General features: G+C 63.0%; 14 protein-coding genes and 8 tRNA genes. 14 read left to right on the forward strand and 8 right to left on the reverse strand.

The annotated features are described in order from the left end of the window. Nucleotides 1–59 precede the first annotated feature (59 nt). The 5 genes from prsT (PO883_RS02490) to PO883_RS02510 form a co-directional block, all read right to left on the reverse strand. Complete coding sequence (prsT, locus tag PO883_RS02490; protein WP_289308358.1) at nucleotides 60–2,828, reverse strand: XrtA/PEP-CTERM system TPR-repeat protein PrsT; 2,769 nt, start codon at nucleotides 2,826–2,828, stop codon at nucleotides 60–62. 108 nt (nucleotides 2,829–2,936) lie between these two features. Further along, entirely contained in the window at nucleotides 2,937–3,584 is a 648-nt protein-coding gene (locus tag PO883_RS02495) for a hypothetical protein (RefSeq protein ID WP_054265580.1), read from the reverse strand. 435 nt (nucleotides 3,585–4,019) lie between these two features. Then, nucleotides 4,020–6,788, reverse strand: a complete 2,769-nt coding sequence (gene prsT, locus PO883_RS02500) for an XrtA/PEP-CTERM system TPR-repeat protein PrsT (RefSeq protein WP_289308359.1) — start codon at nucleotides 6,786–6,788, stop codon at nucleotides 4,020–4,022. A gap of 194 nt (nucleotides 6,789–6,982) precedes the next feature. Next, the gene (locus tag PO883_RS02505; RefSeq protein ID WP_167084421.1) at nucleotides 6,983–7,369 is read right to left on the reverse strand and encodes a PIN domain-containing protein; all 387 of its coding nucleotides are present in this window, start codon (nucleotides 7,367–7,369) and stop codon (nucleotides 6,983–6,985) included. Next, the gene (locus tag PO883_RS02510) at nucleotides 7,363–7,560 is read right to left on the reverse strand and encodes a hypothetical protein (protein ID WP_289308360.1); all 198 of its coding nucleotides are present in this window, start codon (nucleotides 7,558–7,560) and stop codon (nucleotides 7,363–7,365) included. Before PO883_RS02510 ends, PO883_RS02505 begins: the two co-directional genes overlap by 7 nt. Nucleotides 7,561–7,938: 378 nt before the next feature. On the opposite strand from PO883_RS02510, the gene PO883_RS02515 reads away from it, so the two are divergent. Continuing rightward, nucleotides 7,939–9,783 carry a pre-peptidase C-terminal domain-containing protein gene (locus PO883_RS02515; protein ID WP_289308361.1) on the forward strand — a complete coding sequence of 615 codons (1,845 nt, stop codon included), beginning with the start codon at nucleotides 7,939–7,941 and terminating at the stop codon, nucleotides 9,781–9,783. A 29-nt stretch (nucleotides 9,784–9,812) separates the two neighbouring features. Here PO883_RS02515 and PO883_RS02520 read toward each other — a convergent pair whose 3' ends face one another. Continuing rightward, complete coding sequence (locus PO883_RS02520) at nucleotides 9,813–10,001, reverse strand: helix-turn-helix transcriptional regulator (protein WP_054265574.1); 189 nt, start codon at nucleotides 9,999–10,001, stop codon at nucleotides 9,813–9,815. Nucleotides 10,002–10,050: 49 nt separating this feature from the next. On the opposite strand from PO883_RS02520, the gene PO883_RS02525 reads away from it, so the two are divergent. The 12 genes from PO883_RS02525 (at nucleotide 10,051) to PO883_RS02580 (ending at nucleotide 15,815) form a co-directional block, all read left to right on the forward strand. Continuing rightward, nucleotides 10,051–10,575, forward strand: coding sequence for a hypothetical protein (locus PO883_RS02525; protein ID WP_289308362.1), 525 nt, complete (start codon nucleotides 10,051–10,053; stop codon nucleotides 10,573–10,575). A 269-nt stretch (nucleotides 10,576–10,844) separates the two neighbouring features. After that, nucleotides 10,845–10,918 (forward strand) — tRNA-OTHER (locus PO883_RS02530). 288 nt (nucleotides 10,919–11,206) lie between these two features. Further along, nucleotides 11,207–11,282, forward strand: a tRNA-His gene (locus tag PO883_RS02535). 8 nt (nucleotides 11,283–11,290) lie between these two features. Continuing rightward, nucleotides 11,291–11,366: transfer RNA gene (locus tag PO883_RS02540), tRNA-Arg, on the forward strand. Nucleotides 11,367–11,530: 164 nt separating this feature from the next. Next, nucleotides 11,531–11,617: transfer RNA gene (locus PO883_RS02545), tRNA-Leu, on the forward strand. Between the two features lie 70 nt (nucleotides 11,618–11,687). Then, on the forward strand, nucleotides 11,688–12,533 hold the full coding sequence (locus PO883_RS02550; RefSeq protein ID WP_289308363.1) for a HEAT repeat domain-containing protein: 846 nt from the start codon (nucleotides 11,688–11,690) through the stop codon (nucleotides 12,531–12,533). A 22-nt stretch (nucleotides 12,534–12,555) separates the two neighbouring features. Then, nucleotides 12,556–12,631, forward strand: a tRNA-His gene (locus tag PO883_RS02555). A 42-nt stretch (nucleotides 12,632–12,673) separates the two neighbouring features. Next, nucleotides 12,674–12,749 (forward strand) — tRNA-Trp (locus tag PO883_RS02560). Between the two features lie 7 nt (nucleotides 12,750–12,756). Continuing rightward, nucleotides 12,757–12,846, forward strand: a tRNA-OTHER gene (locus PO883_RS02565). 204 nt (nucleotides 12,847–13,050) lie between these two features. Beyond that, complete coding sequence (locus tag PO883_RS02570; RefSeq protein ID WP_167084430.1) at nucleotides 13,051–13,617, forward strand: HNH endonuclease; 567 nt, start codon at nucleotides 13,051–13,053, stop codon at nucleotides 13,615–13,617. 153 nt (nucleotides 13,618–13,770) lie between these two features. Then, a complete protein-coding gene (gene accD / locus PO883_RS02575) occupies nucleotides 13,771–14,643 on the forward strand; it encodes an acetyl-CoA carboxylase, carboxyltransferase subunit beta (RefSeq protein ID WP_289308364.1) in 873 nt (290 codons plus the stop codon). Between the two features lie 146 nt (nucleotides 14,644–14,789). Next, entirely contained in the window at nucleotides 14,790–15,815 is a 1,026-nt protein-coding gene (locus tag PO883_RS02580) for a MerR family transcriptional regulator (RefSeq protein ID WP_289308365.1), read from the forward strand. 406 nt (nucleotides 15,816–16,221) lie between these two features. On the opposite strand, the gene PO883_RS02585 is transcribed toward PO883_RS02580, so the two are convergent. Then, nucleotides 16,222–16,297: transfer RNA gene (locus tag PO883_RS02585), tRNA-Arg, on the reverse strand. A gap of 197 nt (nucleotides 16,298–16,494) precedes the next feature. Here PO883_RS02585 and PO883_RS02590 point away from each other — a divergent pair. Further along, complete coding sequence (locus PO883_RS02590) at nucleotides 16,495–17,379, forward strand: cytochrome c5 family protein (protein ID WP_289308392.1); 885 nt, start codon at nucleotides 16,495–16,497, stop codon at nucleotides 17,377–17,379. Between the two features lie 347 nt (nucleotides 17,380–17,726). Here PO883_RS02590 and PO883_RS02595 read toward each other — a convergent pair whose 3' ends face one another. Next, nucleotides 17,727–19,769, reverse strand: a complete 2,043-nt coding sequence (locus PO883_RS02595) for a M13 family metallopeptidase (protein WP_289308366.1) — start codon at nucleotides 19,767–19,769, stop codon at nucleotides 17,727–17,729. Nucleotides 19,770–19,794 lie beyond the last annotated feature (25 nt).

Below are 19,794 nucleotides of genomic sequence, written 5' to 3' on the forward strand. Positions count from 1 at the left end.
CGCACATGCTGCCGGCAGGAATGGTGCCCGGTGGGCTGCGACTCGCCGTCGTGCCCGCTTTAAAGTTGCTTCAGCAAGCCCCGCGCCTCCTCGCCTTGCGGAAATTGCTTGTACTTGTCCTGCAACACCTCAAGTTCCTTGCGCGCCGCCTCCTTGTCCTTGGCCTGGATCAGCGCCTTGGCCAGATGCAGGCGGATCTCGGGCACGCCCGGCAATTTGGCGCTGGCGCCGCGCAGCAGCGGCAAGCCGCGCGCCAGGTCGCCCTTTTGTACCAGCAGCCAGCCCAGGGTATCCATTACCGCCGCGCTGCCGGGCAGCGCCTTGAAGGCCAGTTCGGCGGTCGGCAGGGCGCGCGCATCGCCCGCCAGTTCATAGGCCACCGCCAGATTGTTCAGGGCGCTCGGATAGGCAGGCGCCTTCTTCAGTATGGCCTCAAATTCTGTTATTGCTAATTGATATTTTTTATTGGCAATATACTGCTCTCCAAGATAACCCGGCAGCTTGACGTCATCCGGGTGGGCGGCACGCCATTGTTGCACTCGTGCATCGGCTTCCTTGCTCTTGCCGACGATGCGCAAGGCTTCGTACAACTTGATCAGCAACTCGGCATTGTTGCCCAGAGAAAACGCTTTTTCGTACAAGGGGATCGCCGCCATGGCATTGTGCTGGACCAGAAGCACGTCGGCTTCGGCCACGTAGCCGACCGGCAGTTTCGGATGCTGCTTCTGCATGGCGCGCGCCACGCCGAGCGCATCGTTGAACTGTTGCTGGCGCAGGTGGGCGCTAGCCAGCGCCAGCTGGGCCTCGAGGTAATCGGGCCGCAGCACCAGGGCGCGCTTGAGCGAGGCGCTGGCCGAGGGCAGGTTGCCCATGGCCGCGTGGGCCGAGCCGAGGCGGAAATGGGCTTCGGCCGACTGCGGCGCGGCCACGGTCAGCTTGGTGAAGGTTTCCATGGCACTGCCATTGTCGCCGCTGGCCGCTTGCAGCTGGCCGAGCTGGTCGAGCACGGCCGGGCTGCCGGGATTGGCCACCAGCAGCTTGCGCACCAGGACCAGGGCCTTGTCCAGCGCGCCCATGTGCACGTAGTGCCCGGCCAGCACCAGCGCCGGACCGGGCGCGGCCGGGTCGACCGCGTTGGCGCGTTCCAGCAGGGTGCTGGCGTCGGCCAGGCGGCGCTGGGCCACGGCCATGGCGCCCAGCGCGGTCAGCGCCTCGACGTTGTCGGGATACTTGGCCAAAAACGCTTCATAGCGCTGGCGGGTGGCGTCCAGGTTGCCGGCCTGCATGTCCAAGCGCGCCAGGTTATCGACCGCCGGAAAGAAATCGGGATGCAGGCTGAGCGCTTTTTCAAAGGCGGCGCGCGCCGCGGCCTGCTCCTTCTTGCCCAGCAGCGCCAGGCCCTTGAGGTTCTGGATCATCGGGTCGCCGGGGGTGCGCGCTTCGAGCGGCGCCAGCGCGGACAGGGCCTTGTCGAACTGGTTCAGGCGCAGCGCCGTCATGGCCAGGGTGACGCCGGCGTCGCTGGAAGTCTGGTCGAGGGTGCTGGCCAGTTCCAGTTCGCTCAGGGCGCGCGCTTCCTCGCCCTGTTCCAGCTTGCTCAAGCCGAGCGCGGTGCGCAGCTGCGCCTTTTTCGGGTCGAGCGCGCTGGCCCGCTCCAGCAGGGCGGTGGCCTTGCCGAACTCGCGGTTATCCGTGTAGGCCTTGCCGGCAATCGCCAGCAGCTGGGGATCCTGGGAGGCGCCCACGACCGGCGCCAGGACCGCGATGGCGCCCTTGGGGTCGCCGGCGGCGATGCGGGTCGAGGCCAGCAGCTTGCGCGCGTAATCGCTCTCGGGATGGGCTTCGTGGTATTTTTTCAGGTGCTGCTCGGCCTGCGGCAGCGATTTGAGGGTGAACTGCAGCGCGCCGGCCAGCAACACCGAGGGCATGTGGTCGGGCGCCACGCGCAGCACTTGCTGCAGCGATTCGAGCGCGGTCGCGTGCTTGCCCTGGGTGAAGTCGAGCATGGCGCTGGCGTAGCTGACCATCAGGTTCTTCGGCGCGTTTTTCTTGGCGGCGGCCAGCGACACGGCCGCTTCCTCGTAGCGCCGTTCGGCGATGAACAGGTAGGCTTTTTGCAGGTGGCCGGAGGCGCTGTTGGGGTCGAGCGCCAGCACCTGGTCGTAGGCCGCCAGGGCGGCCGCCGGATTGCCTTCGGCGCGCTCGAAGTCGCCCTTGAACAGCCAGCTCTGCATGTCCTTGGGATTCTTGCTCACGGCCAGTTCGACATAGCGCGCCGCGCCCGCCTTGTCGCCATTCGCGAGCGCCACGTTGGCCAGGCCCATCAGCGCGACCGGGTAGCCGGGATCGAGCTTGAGGGCACGCTCGAAGGCGTCGGCCGCCTCGGCGCGCTTGCCGAGCTGGTAAAAGGCGGCGCCACGCTGGCTGAGTACCGTGACGTTGGCCGTGTAGGCGGTATCGGCGGTGGCGTCGATGACTTTCTGGTATTGCCCCTGGAACAGTTGCGCCATCAGCAGCTCGGGCAGGGTACGTTCGGGCGCCATGCCCAGCTCCATGGCCTTGCGCACTTCCTTTTCGGCCGAGACGGCGTCGCCCAGCTTGTTATAGGTTTCGCCCAGCACGAGGCGGGCCTCGGGATCGGACGGATTTTTGGCGACCGCGTTCTTGAGCTGGATCAGGGCCGACACATGGTCGCCCTGTTGCTGGAACTGCTTGGCCTGGGCCAGCAGGGCCGCCGGCGTTTCGGTTTTGCCGCACCCGCCCAATGCACCAAGCATAAGAACGGTGGTGAGGGCGGCGGCGGCCAGGGAATGGGCTTGCGTTGACATGACGATCCTGTTGTTACAGGCGGTGGCGTGGTCACGCTTCCCGCCGATTGCGTGAATGAAGCGCCGCAGGCATGCCGCCGCGCCGGGGCCGATTCGCCGGACCGAGGTCTAGCCGATCGACAGCAGGCGGTCGGCGATGCCGGCTTCCTCGCGCTTCGAAAAAAAATAGGGGTAGAGCGAGCGTTCGGTACCCGCATCGTCGTGCACGCCGCCCAGGCGCTCGATCTCGGCGCCCATGAAATCGAGGCTGAGCCAGAGCAGATGGGCCGGTGCGTCGACGCGCGGATTGATCCTCACCCCGCTCTGGGTGCGAAAACCGAGCATGTGCTCATAATAGCGCCGGTGACGCGGATTGATCTCGATAAACGCATCCGTGCACTGGTAAATATGGTGCGCATAGATATACAGGATATGAAACAGGGAGCCGAGCGCGAACTTGGAGCGCACCGTGGGGTCGAAGGCGAGCTTGCTGATCTCGCACACCTTGGCGCCGCGCGCGCGGAACACGTCGATATGGTCCTTGAACACTTCGTCGGCCAGGATGCCGACCGGGGAATCGACCCCCAGGGTCACCGTGCCGATCACTTCGCCACCATCGAAGGCCGACAGGGTGATCTGGTTGGGATTATCTTCCAGCCGATGGGTACCGGCATATCCACGCCAGGCATACATCTTATTGATGAGCATGCTTGCCCGGTTACGTCCTTCCTCGGTGTCGGCAACGCGAATCCCGAAGCTGCGTGTATTGATCGTCATCTCGGAGATGTTATCAGAATAATCTTCCGCGAAAACACAGTGACTGCCCAGGTCGCCAGCATCCGGCGCGGGAAAATTGAAACGAGTTGTTTCAACGATATTAAGAACCTGATCCATCGACTATGATCCCGAAGATATTGTCCAAGCAGTGAATTCAGTAACATATTGCTAACTCAGCTATCCTAACATCCTCGGCAAAATGCAGGGAGACAATTAAACTTTTTCTTCGCAAATATGCAACAGCCATGCGGCGCGCGCCGCGCCGGCTGCTTGTGATGCTGAAGTTAAACGTTCTCTCCGGCCTGGGCCCTTGGCCCCGTGTTTCCCGCCCCAAAAACACAAAAACCGCCATGCGCGCCAGATGAACTGGCGCGCATGGCGGTGTCGGGATTGGCGGCGCGGGCAAGCCGGCGCGCGCCTGGCGCGCCCTGGGCCTTACAGCGACTTGGCCAGTGCCTTCGCCTCTTCGATCTGGGCAAAGTCCTTGCTGGCCAGGACCCGCTCCAGTTCGCGCTTGGCCCCGGCCTTGTCGCCGCTTTTCGCCAGTCCGGCCGCCAGGTGGTAGCGGATGTCGGCCGCTTCCGGCGCCAGCGCCACCGCTTTTTGCAGCAAGGCCAGGCCGCGCTTGGTATCGCCCTGCTCGACCAGCATCCAGCCGAGGGTATCGGTGACGGCCGCGCTGCTGCCGCCCAGCTCGAAGGCCTTTTCGGCGGTTTTCAGCGCGCGCGGGTCTTTTTCCTGCTGGTAAGCCCAAGCCAGGTTGTTGAGCGCCGCGACATTCGCCGGCGCCTCCTTGAGCACCGCTTCCAGCCCGGCGATGGCGGCCTTGTAGCGCTTGCCGGCCAGGTCGTTCTCGGCCATGTACAAGACCAGCGTCACGTCGTTCGGATGCGCCGCGGCCGCCTTGGCCAGGCGCGCATCGGCTTCCTTGCCCTTGCCGGAAGCGCGCATGGCCGCGTGCAGCTTGATCAGGTTGGCGCTCGACGGCGCCAGCGCGAAGGCTTTCTCGAACGCCGCCACCGCTGGCGCGGCCTTGCCCTGCCCCATCGACAGATTGCCTTCCAGCTGGTAGCCGAGCGCTTCCTTCGGCCGCTGTTTCTGGATCTGGCGCGCCACCGCCAGCGCATCGTCGACCTTGCCGGCGCGCGCGGCCAGGTCGGCCTGGGCCACCTGGGCATCGACGAAGTCCGGCTGCAGGGCCAGCGCCTTTTTCAGGTCGTCGGCGGTGGCGTTCAGGTTCTTCATCTGCGCGTGCACGGTCGCCAGGCGGAAATGCGCCATCGCCGATTTCGGCGCCGCGCCGGCCAGCTTGCCGTAGGTATCGAGGGCGCCGGGCAAGTCCTCATTGGCGATCTGCGCCTGGCCCAGCAGGTCGAGCAGGTCGAGGTTCTTCGGATTGGCGACCTGGAACTTGCGCGCCAGGGTCAGCGCCTTTTGCTTCTGGCCGATGGCCAGGTAGTGCGCGCCCAGGGTGCGCGCCGGGCCGATCGCTTCGGGATTTTCGCTGCTGGCCTTTTCCAGCCACTGGTTCGCTTCCTCGTTGCGCCCTTGCGCCAGGGCCAGCTTGGTCAGGGCGTAGTAGGCCTCGACATTCTTCTTGTCCTTTTCCAGGAAACTCACCAGTTGCTGTTTCGCCAGGTCCGGTTTTTTCTCGCGCAGGGCCAGTTGCGCCAGGTTGGCGGCGGCCGGGAAATAGTCGGCCTTGAGCGCGAGCGCCTTGTCGAAGCTGGCGCGGGCGTTGACCATGTCGTTCATGCCCAGGTACACGCCGCCCTTGAGGTTCTGCACCATCGGGTCGGCCGGCTGGGCCGCTTCCAGCGCCTTGGCCGCGACCAGCGCCTTGTCGTAGCGCTTCATGCGCAGTTCGGTCATCACCAGCAGCACCGCCGCCTTGGGCGACTTGGCGTCGAGCTTGGTCGATTGTTCCAGTTCGCTGACCGCGCGCGCATCGTCGCCGGTGGCCAGCTTGCCCAGTGCCAGCGAGGTGCGCAGCCCGGCCGCGTTCGGCGCCAGGGTGCTGGCCTGCTCGAAGTAGGCGGTGGCCTTGCCGTAGTCGCGCGCCTGCATGTAAGCCTCGCCGGCCAGCGCCAGCAATTGCACGTCATCCTTGCCGGAGTCCAGCATCGGCGTGAGCTGGGTCAGCGCTTCGGTGGTCTGGCCCATTTTCAGCAGGGTGCTCACCATCAGCTTGCGCGCGTAGCGGTGCTCGGGCATGGCGGCCAGGTATTTGCGCAGGTGCTGCTCGGCTTGCGGCATCGAGCCGAGCGCGTGCTCGACCGCGCCCGCCATCAGCACGCTCGGCATGTGCTCGGGCGCCACGCGCAGGATTTTTTGCAGCGCATCCTTGGCGGCCGCGTGCTTGCCCTGGGTGAAGTCGAGCAGGGCCTGGGCGTAGGCCACCATCAGCGCGTTGGGGGTGATCTTGCGGGCCGCTTCGAGGTCGGCTTTGGCGGCGTCGAACTTGCCTTCCGCGATCTCGACGAAGGCGCGCTCGACGTAAGCCGAGCGGTGGTTCGGCTTGAGCTTCAAGACCTGGTTGTAGGCTTCCAGGGCCGGCCCGGCCTTGGCCTGGGCGCGCAGCATGTCGCCCTTGAACATCCAGGCGCTGGCGTCGGTCGGGTTGCTCGCGGCCACCTGGTCGGCCAGGCGGTTGGCCTCCTCCAGGTCCTTGCGCGCCAGGGCTTGGCGGGCCGAGCCGATCAGTGCGGCCACATGGCCCGGCTTCGACGCCAGGGCCTGGGCATACAAGTCCCTGGCCTGGTCGGCGCGGCCCAGGCCGGCGTTGGCGTCGGCGCGCAGGGCCAGCATGTCGGCATCGCTGCCGGCGTCGGCGGCGAGGTCGAGCACTTTCTGGTATTGCTGCTGCTGCATCAGGGCATTCGACAGGGCGGGAACGACCTTGTCCTTGGGCACGCCCAGTTCCAGGGCCTTGCGCAATTCCTTTTCGGCCGACACGGCGTCGCCCGTGTCGATATACAACAAGCCCAGGGTCAGGCGCGCGTCGGCGTCCGATGGGTTTTTCACCAGCGCATTTTTCAGCTGGATCACGGCCGCCTTGCTGTCACCCTTCTGGATGAATTGCTTGGCGTCGGCCACCAGCGACGCCGACGTTTCGGTCTTGCCGCAAGCGCCGACGGCGCCCAGCAGTAATAGTGCGGACACCACGGCGGCGCCGGCGTGCGTCTTGGTTCTGGTAACTGACATGACTTCCCTATCGTGTGCAACGTGAAATGATTGGCTGGATGACCATGCGCCGGCCTGGCTGGCCGGTCTGGGACGTCTAATATTCTATATCGATTTCTTTGGAGAACGAGAAGAATAGCGCCCGGCGCAGGGCCGCCGTGGCGTCCGGGCGCGGGGCCGAACGGAAAGTCCGGGCGGGGGCCGAACGGGGAAGCTCAGGCGTCGCCGTCGGGAGCGAGGATGTAGGGCACCAGGACCATGTCGCCCGGCACGAAATCGCGGGTGTCGCGCGTGATCAGCACACGCCCGGACAGGTTGGCGGTGGCCTGGATCACGGCGTCCGGCAGGCGCATGGCGTGCACCTCGCGCACGCGCGACGCTTCCAGCGCCACCTTGTGGTCGATCGGCACCAGCTCGAACTGGCCCAGGAAGGCTTCGACCAGCAAGTGTTCGGCCTCGTCCTCGGACACGCCTTCCATGATTTCCATCCAGGTCACCACGCTGATGGCCTTGTCGACATAGTGATCGCAGGCCAGTTCCGCTTCCGGGATGCCGTTCAGATAGTCGATCAGGATATTGGTATCGAACAGCGCCTTTACCATTCGTCGCGCAACCTGTGCTGGTAGCTGACGCCATCTTCGGGAATCCGCTTCTTCCAGAGGCCGAATGCGCCAGGCTGCGGCGCCGGGGGCCGTTGCGGCAGCGCGCCGGCCGCGCGCGCACGCCTGCCTGTTTCATCGGCAATGACACCTGGAACATGGGTTACCGCGACGTCGTTCGGATTGCGGCCCATGGTGCGCCTCGAAGTTGTTCAATGTTAAGTAGTGTATAGCATCGTTTGCCAGCCGTCAGCAGGCAAGCAGCGGGACCGCACTACCCATTTCGCATGAAAATCAACGGAAATACAGGCCACCTGCCAAACAAACGCGGATTTATAGGCGCTTTTATGCAGGAATAGGCGAAAGTTCGAGTATTTACGTCAAGAAAATTTTGCCGCGACGAGTGAACGGCGCCAGACTTCGCCACAAAGAAAAATATGCATTTTGGATACATACAGAATCTTGCTCACATGGTAACGTTCTTCCGTCGCAATAGATATCTTGCAGACAACTTCACCGCCAGCCTGGGCGGGAAGTAAAGATCGATAAAAAACGATGAATCCGGAGACTGAATGAAATCCTCGCATACCCTGTTCCTGCTCATGGCCGCAGCCTACGCTGCCGGCGCCGCCGCCCAAACCGACATTGCCAGCGCGCAAGCGGCCCGTCCCGCCCCCGCCATCGAGATCGGCAGCGTCGACGCGGTGCTGAGCGGCTTTGCCGCACAACACGCCAACGGCCGCACCATGCAAGTGCAATCGGTCGGCGCCAACACCGTGGCCGCCCATATCCGCGACTACGCCAGCAAGAATGGCGTGGTATCGATCACCGGTACCGCGGTCGACACGCCCGATTCGGTGTTCGTGCTTAAAGGGAACAAGAAGGCCGTGTACGGCTACCTGCTCAAGTACGACACGCGCAAGGCTTACGAATACACCACCGACCGCGCCGGCAAGGTCTGGCTGACGGAAGTGCCGATTACCAAGATCGTGCCCGATTTCGATCCTGAATTCCGCGACAAGCGCTCCACCGCCATGCTGGCGCTGGCGGTGTCGCATCCCGTCTACAGCGCGATGGCGCTGCGCCAGGCACCCCATATCGGCCCATACCAGAACCAGGACGTGACCCAGCTGCAGAGCAAGCCGGGCAGCCCGTACGTGTTTTACCTCAACACCGCGGCGGTCATGAGCGGCAGCACCCCACTGAACGGCGTGACCAAGGAAAACATGTACCGCGCCTGGCAATCGATTGCCGACCAGTATTCGATGCTCAACCTGAACGTGACCACCAGCCGCGCCGTGTACGACGCCGCGCGCTCGGCCAACCTGCTGCGCACCGGCATCATCAACTTCATCAACCAGGATGGCCGCTCGTTCGCCCCGCTGCGTTCCTTCGGCACCACCGCCGCCGGCACCCTGTACCGCAATCCGGGCTCCGGGTTCGACTACGGCTACGGCATCGGCATGACCGGCGCCCACGAAGTCGGGCACCAGATGGGCATGAACCACGACGGCGGCGGCAGCGGCGGCGAGTATTTCGAGGGCATCGCGGCCTATCAGTGGGGGCCGATCATGGGCAACTACTGGATGGGCGGCAGCTGGGCCAACCAGCTGTTCACCTGGAGCCGCGGCGAATACAACACGGCCAGCAATCGCGAGGATGACCTGCGCATCATGACCGTGGACGAGGCGGTGCCGTACATGGCCGACGATATCCCGACGTCGCGCGCGCTGACGCTGGGCACGGGCGGCGCCATCGATCCGACCCGCAACTTCGGCCAGATCGAACGCAACACCGACACCGATACGTTTACGTTCACGACCACCAGCATCACCACCCTGAACCTGCGCGTCGACCCGCTCGAATACCTGCGCATGCTCGACGTGGACGCCACCATCTACAACGCGGCCGGCGCGGTGGTTGCGCGCAGCAACCTGTCGGTCAACCGCTCGGCCCAGTTCACCAATCTGTCGCTGCCGGCCGGCAGCTACCGCCTGGTGGTGCGCGGCGGCGCCGAGGGCACCCCGGCGAACGGCTTCTCAAGCTACTCGTCGCTGGGCTGGTATGCGATGAAGGGAACCTTGACCGGCGCGGGCGGCGGCTATCCGGTGCTGAGCAACGGCGTGGCGTTGGGCGGCCAGGGCGCGGCCACGGGCAGCTGGAACTACTTCACGATTGACGTTCCGGCGGGTAAAACCCAGGTCGCGTTCGCGCTCAACGGCGGCAACGGCGACGCCGACATGTTCGTCAAACTGGGCGGCACCCCGACCACGGCCAGCTACAACTGCAAGTCGGACGGGCCGAGCAGCGTGGAAAACTGTTCCATCAATGCGCCGGCGGCCGGCCGCTACTACGTGGGCGTGTATGCCTACACGGCGTATAACAATATGAGCGTGAAGGCGACTTACGCGCCGTAATCATGGGAAGGGCGGCAGCGCGACTCGCGCTAGCCGTCCTTGAACAGCGCCGACACTGGACAGTCGAACAGGCTGGCCAGTCCCTCGAGCAGGTCAATGCTCAGGGACTTGGTGCTGTTGTTGACCACGCGCGTGAGCTGGGAATGCGAAATCTCCACGCCCATGGCCGTCAAGCGCTTCCACAGTTCGGTGACGAAACGGATGTCGTGTTCAGCCATCAAAACCTGGACCCGCAGGACGGCTTTGCGCTGTGGCCCCTGGAGGGGCGTGGATGACGTGGATGGTTTTAGTGTGTGCATGGGGGGGTCGCCGTACCTCACTACGACAGGCGCCATCATACCCTTTTGCCGCTCACCTCGTTTTCATCTGTTGCAAAAAAACCCAAGCAGCGCCATTTATTTGCATCACATGCAAATTATTTTCGATATTTGCTTGCTTTCCGATTTTGTGCATGTCAGAATGCATTCACTGGCTCAGCAAGAGCACCAACCGCAGCAACGACCACAGGGATTCACCGTGAAAACAACGACGCAACAACAGATGACGACGCAGCGCCCAGCGCGCGGCCTGTCGCTGCTTGCCAGCAGTCTGTTGGCGTCGCTGCAAGTTGCTGCTTTGTCCGCCCTGCAAGGCGCCGGCACCGCCGGCCTCAAGGGTTACCGTACCCTCGCCGCCGCGCTTGATGCACTTTATGCGCAGCCAGCACCGTCTTACCACCAGCATCGCCAGTGGCCCGCATTCTGTGGCGCGCATTGGGAACATACAAACAACATCCGAGGGGGCAACCCCTAGTCGCGGAGGCTAACCCCTCCCCGGCTGACCGCCAGGTCAAGCTCAAGGGCTCGGATGTTCCGCAAGGACTCCGGGCCTTTTTTGTTTTGGCCAGAGGTTTTAGCGCAGTACCGCAAACGCAGCAAACGCAGTCAAGCCCTTTCAGTTTGAGGCCGTCCCCGGACAACCCGGACCAGACGCAGTTCTTTCACAATTTGGACAGGTAGTAAACGGTTCCGCCTGTATCGGTATCGCACCCTCACGTGCGATACCAGTGCGGGTGGAACGGTGCGGGAATAGCTCAATCGGAGAGCGCAACCTTGACGGGTTGAGGCCGGAAGTTCGACTCTTCCATCCCGCGCCATTCCACAAAGCGCTTTCAGAGGGCGCATGGCGCAGCCAGGGGCAAGTCACGCCCGAGGCGCTTTGTGGAATGGCTTTCAAGCAGGGGTGACGAGCAGCATGGCGACTGCAGCGGACGATTTGTCCGCCGTCTTTGCGCATACGGGGTTCGATTCCCCGGTCACCCACCCTCTTTTCAATTGTGGATTAGCTCAGCTGGTAGAGCACTTGACTTTGACTCAAGTTGTCGCAGGTTCGACTCCTGCATCCACTGCCTGTTTATCGCGCATGACCGCGCGTTTTTTCAATGGTGACGTTAGCTCAGTTGGCAGAGCTTTGGATTGTGATTCCAAGGGCCGCCGGTTCGAATCCGGTACGTCAGCCCAATATATATCTCACCTTAGCTCAGATGGAAGAGCGCGACGCTACGAACGTCGAGGCCGCAGGTTCGACTCCTGCAGGTGGGTCCAGTCAAGGCACGTGTCGCCCGCACGCGGCATTCCCATAGTTCCCGGATAGGGTTCGTGGCGAACAACCGCGTGCGGGTTCCGGATATCAGCCCGGCACGCGCAAGCCGTGGTGCGCTCCGAAAGTTTGATGCGCACTACCCCGGCAGGCAACCGGGACCCGCACCGCGCTCGTGGTGGAAATGGCAGACACACCAGATTCAAAATCTGGCGCCGCACAGGCATTGAGGGTTCGACGCCCTCCGAGCGCACCAATCACCCATGTTCGCCACGGCACTGAGCGGGCCTATACTGGGCCGCATTCAAGCAACCGGATCGGCATCCATGAAAAAGACCGTTGTAAAACAAGCGTCCCTGAAAAGCCTGGCCGGCACTGCGCTGCAGGATTGGGAAAGCGAGATGAGCTGGGAAGCCATCCGCGCCCTGCAAATGCTGGGCTCGCCGGAGACCTTGGCGATGGCGCAGCGCTTCGCGACGAGCAAAAACCGGCATAAACGCGCGCTGGCGATGTATATCGCTTCGCAGCTACGGCGTGAACGCTATCCGAAGCGATGGCATTCAGGGAGCCACGAATACGCCATGGAAGAAACCCAAGCCTTGTTGCTGGCAGGCTTGAACGACCCGATCGCGAATGTGGTGTTGGCGGCCATTTCCGGTGTCGGTCACCGTCCGCATCCATCGGCACTGCAGGCGCTGCTCGCATTCGCCACGCACGCCGATGCGAATATTCGCTTTCAGGTGGCATTCGCCCTCGCAGATTATCACGAGGATGCCTCGGTCGAGGCGCTGCTGGCGCTGGCGGCCGACCCCGACGACGACACCCGCGACTGGGCCACCTTTGCGCTCGGCACCATGCATGAAGCGGACACGGCCGAGATCCGCGAGCGCCTGTGGCACAACCTTGGCGACAGCAACGAGAGCGTCAGCGGCGAAGCCCTGGCCGGACTGGCGTCACGCAAGGATGAGCGCGTGATCGCGGTGCTGCTCGAACGCCTGGATGAAGACTGCATGGTCTTCGAACTGGACGCGGCCGAAATGATGGCAAGCCCGCTGCTGCTGGCGCCGCTGAACGCGATCAGGAATGCGGTCAGCCGTGACGAGGACGGCGATTCGTACTGGCATAACCGCCTCGACGCCGCCATTGCGGCCTGCGGCGGCGGCGAAAAGTAATAGTTTGTATAAGGTTTCAATGGTGACGTTAGCTCAGTTGGCAGAGCATTGGATTGTGATTCCAAGGGCCACCGGTTCAAATCCGGTACGTCACCCCATGTCTTCGATTGCGCGCTGTCGGCCGCAATCATCGACGCACTATCTCAGTGGCGCAATTGGCAGCGCAGCGGTCTCCAAAACCGAAGGCTGAAGGTTCGACTCCTTCCTGGGATGCCATTTTTACGTGGGGTTGCCCGAGCGGTCCAAGGGCGCAGCGCCCAAGGGCACGCTGCAAAACCGTTGTTCGCCGGTTCGAATCCGGCACCCCACTCCAATGCAGCGCAAGCGATATCGCCCGGGCGTCCCTCACGGCCCCGGGAATGCGCGCTGCGCTGCGCCTCTTTTTCGTGCTTGCTGCTTTGCCTGCAAGGCGTATTATCACGTTCATACCTGTCCAGATTTTCATTCTCCGTCCAGCGCCAAAAGCGCCGGCCTTTTCTACTATTCCATTCAAACAGGCATCAGTAAAAGTGAAAATATGACTCCGCAAATCTTAGCACTCGACATCGCAGGAAATCCATTCGGATGGATTTCCGCCCAGGAAGCGATCCACTACTACGCCGTCGGCAAGGTAGCGTGGGAACTGGGCGACCGTGAATTTCTGTTTCGCGGCGGCGTGTCGAATGCGGGCGTGCTGTCGACGATGACGGTCAAGCCGATCATTTCCATTTCTGGCAGCGAGCGCATGACCAAAAAACTGCGCGTGGCGCTGCCGCTGGGCGACGATAACCACCTGCTGTTCGCGCGCGACCGCCATACCTGCGCCTATTGCGGCAACGTCTTCGCGCGCCAGCACCTGTCGCGCGACCACGTGCTGGCGCGCACCCACGGCGGCAAGGATAGCTGGACAAACTGCGTCACCGCCTGCAAACAGTGTAATCAAGCCAAGGGCGCCACCATGGTGCACAACTTCCATCCGCTGCTGTACGTGCCGTATGTGCCATGCCGTTTCGAGCACTTCATTTTGAGCGGCAGGAATGTGCTGGCGGACCAGCATGATTATCTGTCTGCCAAATTGCCGAAACATTCGCGTATGCTGGCGTGATGCGGTCACCCGCGATCGGGCTCGACCATTCGCTTGAGCCTGACGTAAGGTGAGGCTTTAGGATGCGGGCATGACTAACGATCACAAGGGATCGCCCATGCACCGGCATTCATCGTTCCATCCTGCCCTACCCTGTCCACGCGGTACCACCGTATGAGCTGGCTCGACAAGCTGCTGCCGCCGCGCATCCGGCGCGACCGCAGCGCGCTGCGCCAATCGATTCCGTCCGGATTGTGGATTCAATGTCCATCATGCAAGGCGCCCCTGTACCGGGCGGCGCTGGAAGCCAGTCTGCATGTGTGTCCAAAGTGCGACCATCATCTGCGCATCCGCGCGCGGGCCCGGCTCGACGCCCTGTTTGATACCGGCGGGCGCTACGAGATCGGCCAGGAAGTGCTGCCGGTCGACAGCCTGCAATTCAAGGAAAGCAAACGCTACACCGAACGCCTGCGCGCCGCCACCGAGGCGACCGGAGAAACCGACGCCATGGTGGTCATGGGCGGCGCCATCCTGTCGGTGCCGGTGGTGACGGCCTGCTTCGAATTCGCGTTCATGGGCGGCTCCATGGGGTCGGTGGTGGGCGAGCGCTTCGTGCGCGGCGCGCAGGCAGCCATCGACCAGAACGTGCCCTTCATCTGCTTTACCGCCAGCGGCGGGGCGCGCATGCAGGAAGGCTTGATGTCGCTGCTGCAAATGGCCAAGACGACTGCCATGCTGACCCGGCTGGCGGAAAAGAAACTCCCCTTCATTTCCGTGCTGACCGATCCGACCTCGGGCGGCGTGTCGGCCTCGTTCTGCTTCCTGGGCGACGTGGTGATCGCCGAGCCGAAGGCGCTGATTGCCTTCACCGGCGCCAGGGTCATCAAAAGTACCCTGGGCGTGACCTTGCCCGATGGCTATCAGCGCCCGGAATTCCTGCTCGAACGCGGCGCAGTCGACATGATTGTGGACCGCAGGCAGATGCGGATCGAACTGGCCGCGCTGCTGGCGCTGCTGCTGAAACTGCCAAAGGATGCCGTGGCTTGAGCGGCGCATGCCGTCGCGTACAATTTCCATTGCGCAAGGTCGCTGATTGCCTGGTGCCTCAGTGAAAATGGAGTGTCGATCATGTGCTTCTGGAGTTTACTTATTGCCGCGCTGTTGCCCTTGCCCGTAACGAAAAATGGCAGCCGATGCGATTGAGGGTAGGCGAGCTCGCCAGCCGGGCTGGCGTGACGGTGCGGGCGCTGCATCATTACGACCGCATCGGCCTGCTCAAGCCGTCGGCGCGCGCCGCCTCCGGTTACCGCCTGTATGACCGGGCCGATGTGGCGCGCCTGCATCAGGTCCAGGCGCTGCGCCGCTTCGGCCTGCCGCTGGCCGAGATTGGCGCCGTGCTGGACCAGCCGGACACGCCGTTAGCCGCCATCGTGGCGGAACAGATCAGCGCGCTGGGGCGCCAGATCGCCCAGGCGAGTGCGCTGCGCGGACAGCTGTTGCAGTTGCAGCGCCAGCTACAGCTGGGCGCCGAACCGGATCTGGCGAACTGGCTCTCCACCCTCGAACTGATGGGCGCATACGACAATTACTTCACCGGGGAAGAATTGCAGCGCCTGCCCTTCTTCCACCCCGACGCGCAACGCGACGCCATCTGGGAGCGCATCGTGGCGCGCATCGGGACGCTGATGGCGCAGGGTGTGCCGGCCGCGAGCCGGCCGGCGCAGCACCTGGCGCTGCGCTGGATGCGGCGGCTGGAACGCGACACGGCGGCCAATCCCGACTTTGCCCTGCGCATGAGCGCGATGATGGAAGGAGAGCCGGCGGCACGTCAGCGCATCGGCATCACCCCCGACCTGAAGCAATACGTGATCGATGCGCTGGCCGAGTACAAGCTGGGCATTTACGCGAATTACCTGGACGCCGGCGAACTGCGCCAGATGCGCGAGCACGGCGCCAAGCACGGCAAACAGTGGATGACCCTGATCGCCGCGGTGTACCGGCAGATGGAAGCCGGCGCCGCACCGGGTGACGCTGCAGTGCAGGCGCTGAGGCGCGAATGGTTCGCCTTGTTCAGGCAGGGCGCGGGCGATAATCCGGCAACCTTGGCCAAAATGCGCCTGGCGATCGACAGCGAACCGGCGCTGCTGGCCGGCAGCTGGATCAATGTGGAGATGCTCGCCTTTATCAGGCAATCCGCTGCCACTTTTCAGGATAAATGATTCGCCGTTTGGCGCGTCGAAACGGAAAACCGTGGCACTTGTGGAGCGTCTTTTGAAGAAAGTCGGACTGCAAGTGCTTCGTTGAAGTCGCTGAAGGGATGACGCGGCGAGATTGAATTCGTAAACAGGGACTGACCGTTTTGAAAAATCGCGCGGAGGCCCGGAACAGGATTCAGCATTTGTCATCCAGCACCTTGGTCACTGTTAAAACGCGCATCGACGAGTTTCAGGACAGTATCCAAATCATGCTGGGGGTCGTTCATGATTTTCATGACTACCAGCCGAATCGGCGAAGGATGCGCCCTACACGTCGAATCCCGCTCGCATCAGCAGGAAACAGCACGGCCGCAGCGCCAACGTCCGGATGTGCCGGAGGAGATAGATCGTTGATTTTACCAAGGAAAACTGGTGCGGCTGGCGGGGATCGAACCCACGACCCTTGGCTTCGGAGGCCAATACTCTATCCACTGAGCTACAGCCGCGCTGAGGAATGTCGAACGTAACGCGAAGGATACCGTTTTTTGTGCACCCGCGTCCATGGAAAGTGTCGCGTTACGGGGAATTTGCGTTCCATAAGAGGTGCTTTGAGTCTATAATCGCGGGTTTGGCGAGTATTTGCAAGTTCATCCATGCGAACACGACCGGCCGGCAGCTTTTTGAAAATTGTACTAAGGACATCATGAGCGACGCACACAACGAACACGAATCCGCGATCCGGACACCCAAGCAGCTCGCCGCTGCGGTGGCCGGCTTCTTCCTGGTCACTGTCATCGGCATCATTCTGCTGGTGACCTTCGTGACGACGAAGAAAACCACTGGTGCCGGCACCGACAGCCAGAAGGCCGAAGCGATCGCAGCGCGTCTGCATCCGGTGGCCGATGAAGGGTTCATCCTCAAGGATGCCAACGCGCCGAAGGTTTTCCTCGCTGGCGACGCCGTCTACACGGCCAACTGCGCGGCCTGCCACGCAACGGGCGCCGCTGGCGCACCGAAGATGGGCGACGCCGGTGGCTGGGGTACCCGTATTGCTCAAGGCTACGATACGCTGGTCAAGCACGCGATCGACGGTATCCGCGCGATGCCTGCCCGCGGCGGCAATCCTGATCTGGACGATGTCGAAGTAGCGCGCGCGGTCGTGCACATGGCAAACCAGAGCGGCGCCAAGTTCAAGGAACCAGCTGTGCCAGCGGCAGCAGCCGCCGCACCGGCCGCGTCGGCCGAAGCAGCAGCGCCAGCCGAAGCGGCAGCCCCGGCACCAGCTCCGGCAGCAACGCCAGCGGCAGCAGCCCCGGCCGAAGCACCGAAGCTGGCCGCCGATATCGGCAAAACCACCTACAACGCCGCATGCGTTGTTTGCCACGGTGCAGGTATTGCCGGTGCGCCGAAGCTCGGCGACAAAGCTGCATGGGCCGCACGCATTGCGCAAGGCGCGCCATTGCTGTACGAGCACGCAATCAAGGGATTTGCCGGCAAGGCGGGCATGATGCCGGCAAAAGGCGGTTCGGCAGCCTCGGATGAAGATGTGAAGGCAGCGGTTGATTTCATGATTGCCGCAGCCAAGTAAGCGTTCGCAACGCCGGATAAACCGCTCTGTTCAGGGCGGTTTTTTTTCGCCTGGAGATAAGCAAGGACGCGCGGCCATTGCAAACCTGGCGTCCCGCCCGCGCGGGAAGCCGTTTCCGCCAGTGCCAGCAACGACAAGCCCCCACCGCAGCCGCTGTCGCAGCCGCCACAGCCGTCACCCCCGCGAAGGCGGGGGTCCAGGTTGGCTCCGCAGCCGGCGATTTCCCGGCAGACCTCGGCCCGGCCCGCTACGACGTTAGCAAGCGCCCACATCATCCCGCACCCTGCACAACGCACGTTGCAAAAAAAGGGCCACTTGCGTGGCCCCTGTCGTCTCAATTGACCCGATTACCAGATCGTGACGCGCTCTTTCGGCGGCAGGTACATCTTGTCGCCTTCCTTCACGCCGAACGCTTCATAGAACGCCGGCTGGTTCATCATCGTGCCGTTGGTGCGGAACTGGCCCGGCGAGTGCGGATCGGTCTTGACCTGCACGATCTGCTGCGCTTCACGCATCTTCATGCGCCATACCTGCCCGAAGCCCATGAAGAAGCGCTGGTCGCCGGTCAGGCCGTCGATCACCGGCGCCGGCTTGCCGCCCAGCGACAGCTTGTAAGCCTTGTACGCGATCGCCACGCCCGAGTTGTCGCCGATGTTCTCGCCCAGGGTCAGCTCGCCATTGACGTTGTAACCCTTCAGCGGGCTGTAGCCGCTGTACTGCTTGACCAGCATGTCGGCCTTGGCCTGGAACTTGGCGCGGTCTTCCTTGGTCCACCACTCGCGCAGGTTGCCATCGCCGTCGGACTGGCTGCCCTTGTCGTCGAAGCCATGGCTGATCTCGTGCCCGATCACGGCGCCGATGGCGCCGTAGTTGACCGCGTCGTCGGCGCGCATGTCGAAGAACGGCGGCTGCAGGATCGAGGCCGGGAACACGATTTCGTTCATCGTCGAGCTGTAGTAAGCGTTCACTGTCTGCGGCGTCATGCCCCACTCTTCGCGGTCGATCGGCTTGCCCAGCTTGTTGATGCTGCGGTTGTAGGCAAAGGTGCGCGCACGCATCATGTTGCCGACCAGATCATCCTGCTTGACCGTCAGCGCCGAATAATCGCGCCATTTGCTCGGGTAGCCGATCTTCGGGCGGAACTTGGCCAGCTTGGCCTGGGCTTCCTTCCTGGTCTCCGGACCCATCCAGTCGAGCGTGTCGATGCTCTGCTTGTAGGCCATCAGCAGGTTGTGCACCAGCTCTTCCATGCGCGCCTTGCGCTCGGCCGGGAAATATTTGCCGACGTATTCCTTGCCCACCGCTTCGCCCAGCGCGCCATTCACGGTCGAGACGCCATTCTTCCAGCGCGGTTCCTGTTCCGGTACGCCCTTGAGCACGGTTTCAAAAAAGGCAAAATCGGCGTCGACGAACTCTTTCGACAGGTATTCCGCATAGCTGGTCAGCAAATGCCATTCGAAGTACGATTTCCAGGTCGCCAGGTCGGTCTTTTCCAGCACCTGGTTAAAGCCGCTCAGGTAGCTCGGCTGGCCGATGATGACATAGTCGACCTTGCCCGCCACGTTGGCCGCGCCCAATGCGCTCTTCCAGTCGTAGCCCGGGGTCAGCTCGCCCAGCTTGGCGATCTCGACCTTGTTGTAGCGCTTGACCGGATCGCGCAGCTCGACCTTGCTCCACTGAACTTCCGCCAGCGCGGTTTCCAGCGCCAGGATGGCTTTGGCTGCGGCGGCCGCATCCTTGTGGCCGGCCATGCCCAGCGTTTTCTCGATGTGGCGCTCGTACTTGGCGCGCACGTCGGCCAGCTTGGCATCGTCTTTTTTCAGGTAGTAGTCGCGGTCCGGCAAGCCCAGGCCGCTCTGGCTGATGTAGGTGGCATAGCGCGTCGATTCGCGGCTGTCCTGGCCCACATAGATGCCGTACGGCGCGGCCACGCCGATTTGCGTCAGGTGCGCGATCAGGGCCGGAATCGCTTTCTTGTCGCGCAGTGCGCGGACGCGCTGCAATTCGCCGGTCAGCGGCTTGTAGCCGAGCTTTTCCAGCTTGGCTTGGTTCATGTAGCTGGTGTACAGGTCGCCGATTTTCTGCGCCTCGCTGCCGGCTTTCTTGTTCTTCTCGTTCTGGGCCGTTTCGATCAGGGTGCGCAGCTGCGGCAAGGTATCGTCGCGCAGCTTGGCAAAGGTGCCCCAGCTCGACTTGTCGGACGGGATATCGGTGTTTTTCAGCCACACGCCATTCAGGTAGCTGAAAAAGTCGTCCTGCGGACGCACGCTGCTGTCGATGTACTGCATGTCGATGCCGGAAACCGGCGCGGCCGGCTGGACCGGATCGGCGGCGTTGGCAAAAGCGGCCGCCAAACTCAGGGTCAGGGTACTCAGAAGAAATCGTTTCACAGGGGTGTCCTTATGGGGCAGGGAA

It is taken from the genome of Massilia sp. DJPM01 (genome assembly GCF_030348125.1).
In the GTDB taxonomy this organism is placed as follows: Bacteria; Pseudomonadota; Gammaproteobacteria; order Burkholderiales; family Burkholderiaceae_D; genus Telluria_A; species Telluria_A frigida.

Bases quoted from the DNA above. Each gene is read 5' to 3' on its own strand.
- PO883_RS02570 (WP_167084430.1), top strand. From the start codon at position 13,051: ATGACTCCGCAAATCTTAGCACTCGACATCGCAGGAAATCCATTCGGA.
- prsT (WP_289308359.1), bottom strand. From the start codon at position 6,788: ATGTCAGTTACCAGAACCAAGACGCACGCCGGCGCCGCCGTGGTGTCC.
- PO883_RS02515 (WP_289308361.1), top strand. From the start codon at position 7,939: ATGAAATCCTCGCATACCCTGTTCCTGCTCATGGCCGCAGCCTACGCT.
- PO883_RS02495 (WP_054265580.1), bottom strand. From the start codon at position 3,584: ATGACGATCAATACACGCAGCTTCGGGATTCGCGTTGCCGACACCGAG.
- PO883_RS02510 (WP_289308360.1), bottom strand. From the start codon at position 7,560: ATGGGCCGCAATCCGAACGACGTCGCGGTAACCCATGTTCCAGGTGTC.
- PO883_RS02550 (WP_289308363.1), top strand. From the start codon at position 11,688: ATGAAAAAGACCGTTGTAAAACAAGCGTCCCTGAAAAGCCTGGCCGGC.
- PO883_RS02520 (WP_054265574.1), bottom strand. From the start codon at position 10,001: ATGGCTGAACACGACATCCGTTTCGTCACCGAACTGTGGAAGCGCTTG.
- PO883_RS02590 (WP_289308392.1), top strand. From the start codon at position 16,495: ATGAGCGACGCACACAACGAACACGAATCCGCGATCCGGACACCCAAG.
- accD (WP_289308364.1), top strand. From the start codon at position 13,771: ATGAGCTGGCTCGACAAGCTGCTGCCGCCGCGCATCCGGCGCGACCGC.
- prsT (WP_289308358.1), bottom strand. From the start codon at position 2,828: ATGTCAACGCAAGCCCATTCCCTGGCCGCCGCCGCCCTCACCACCGTT.
- PO883_RS02505 (WP_167084421.1), bottom strand. From the start codon at position 7,369: ATGGTAAAGGCGCTGTTCGATACCAATATCCTGATCGACTATCTGAAC.
- PO883_RS02580 (WP_289308365.1), top strand. From the start codon at position 14,790: ATGCGATTGAGGGTAGGCGAGCTCGCCAGCCGGGCTGGCGTGACGGTG.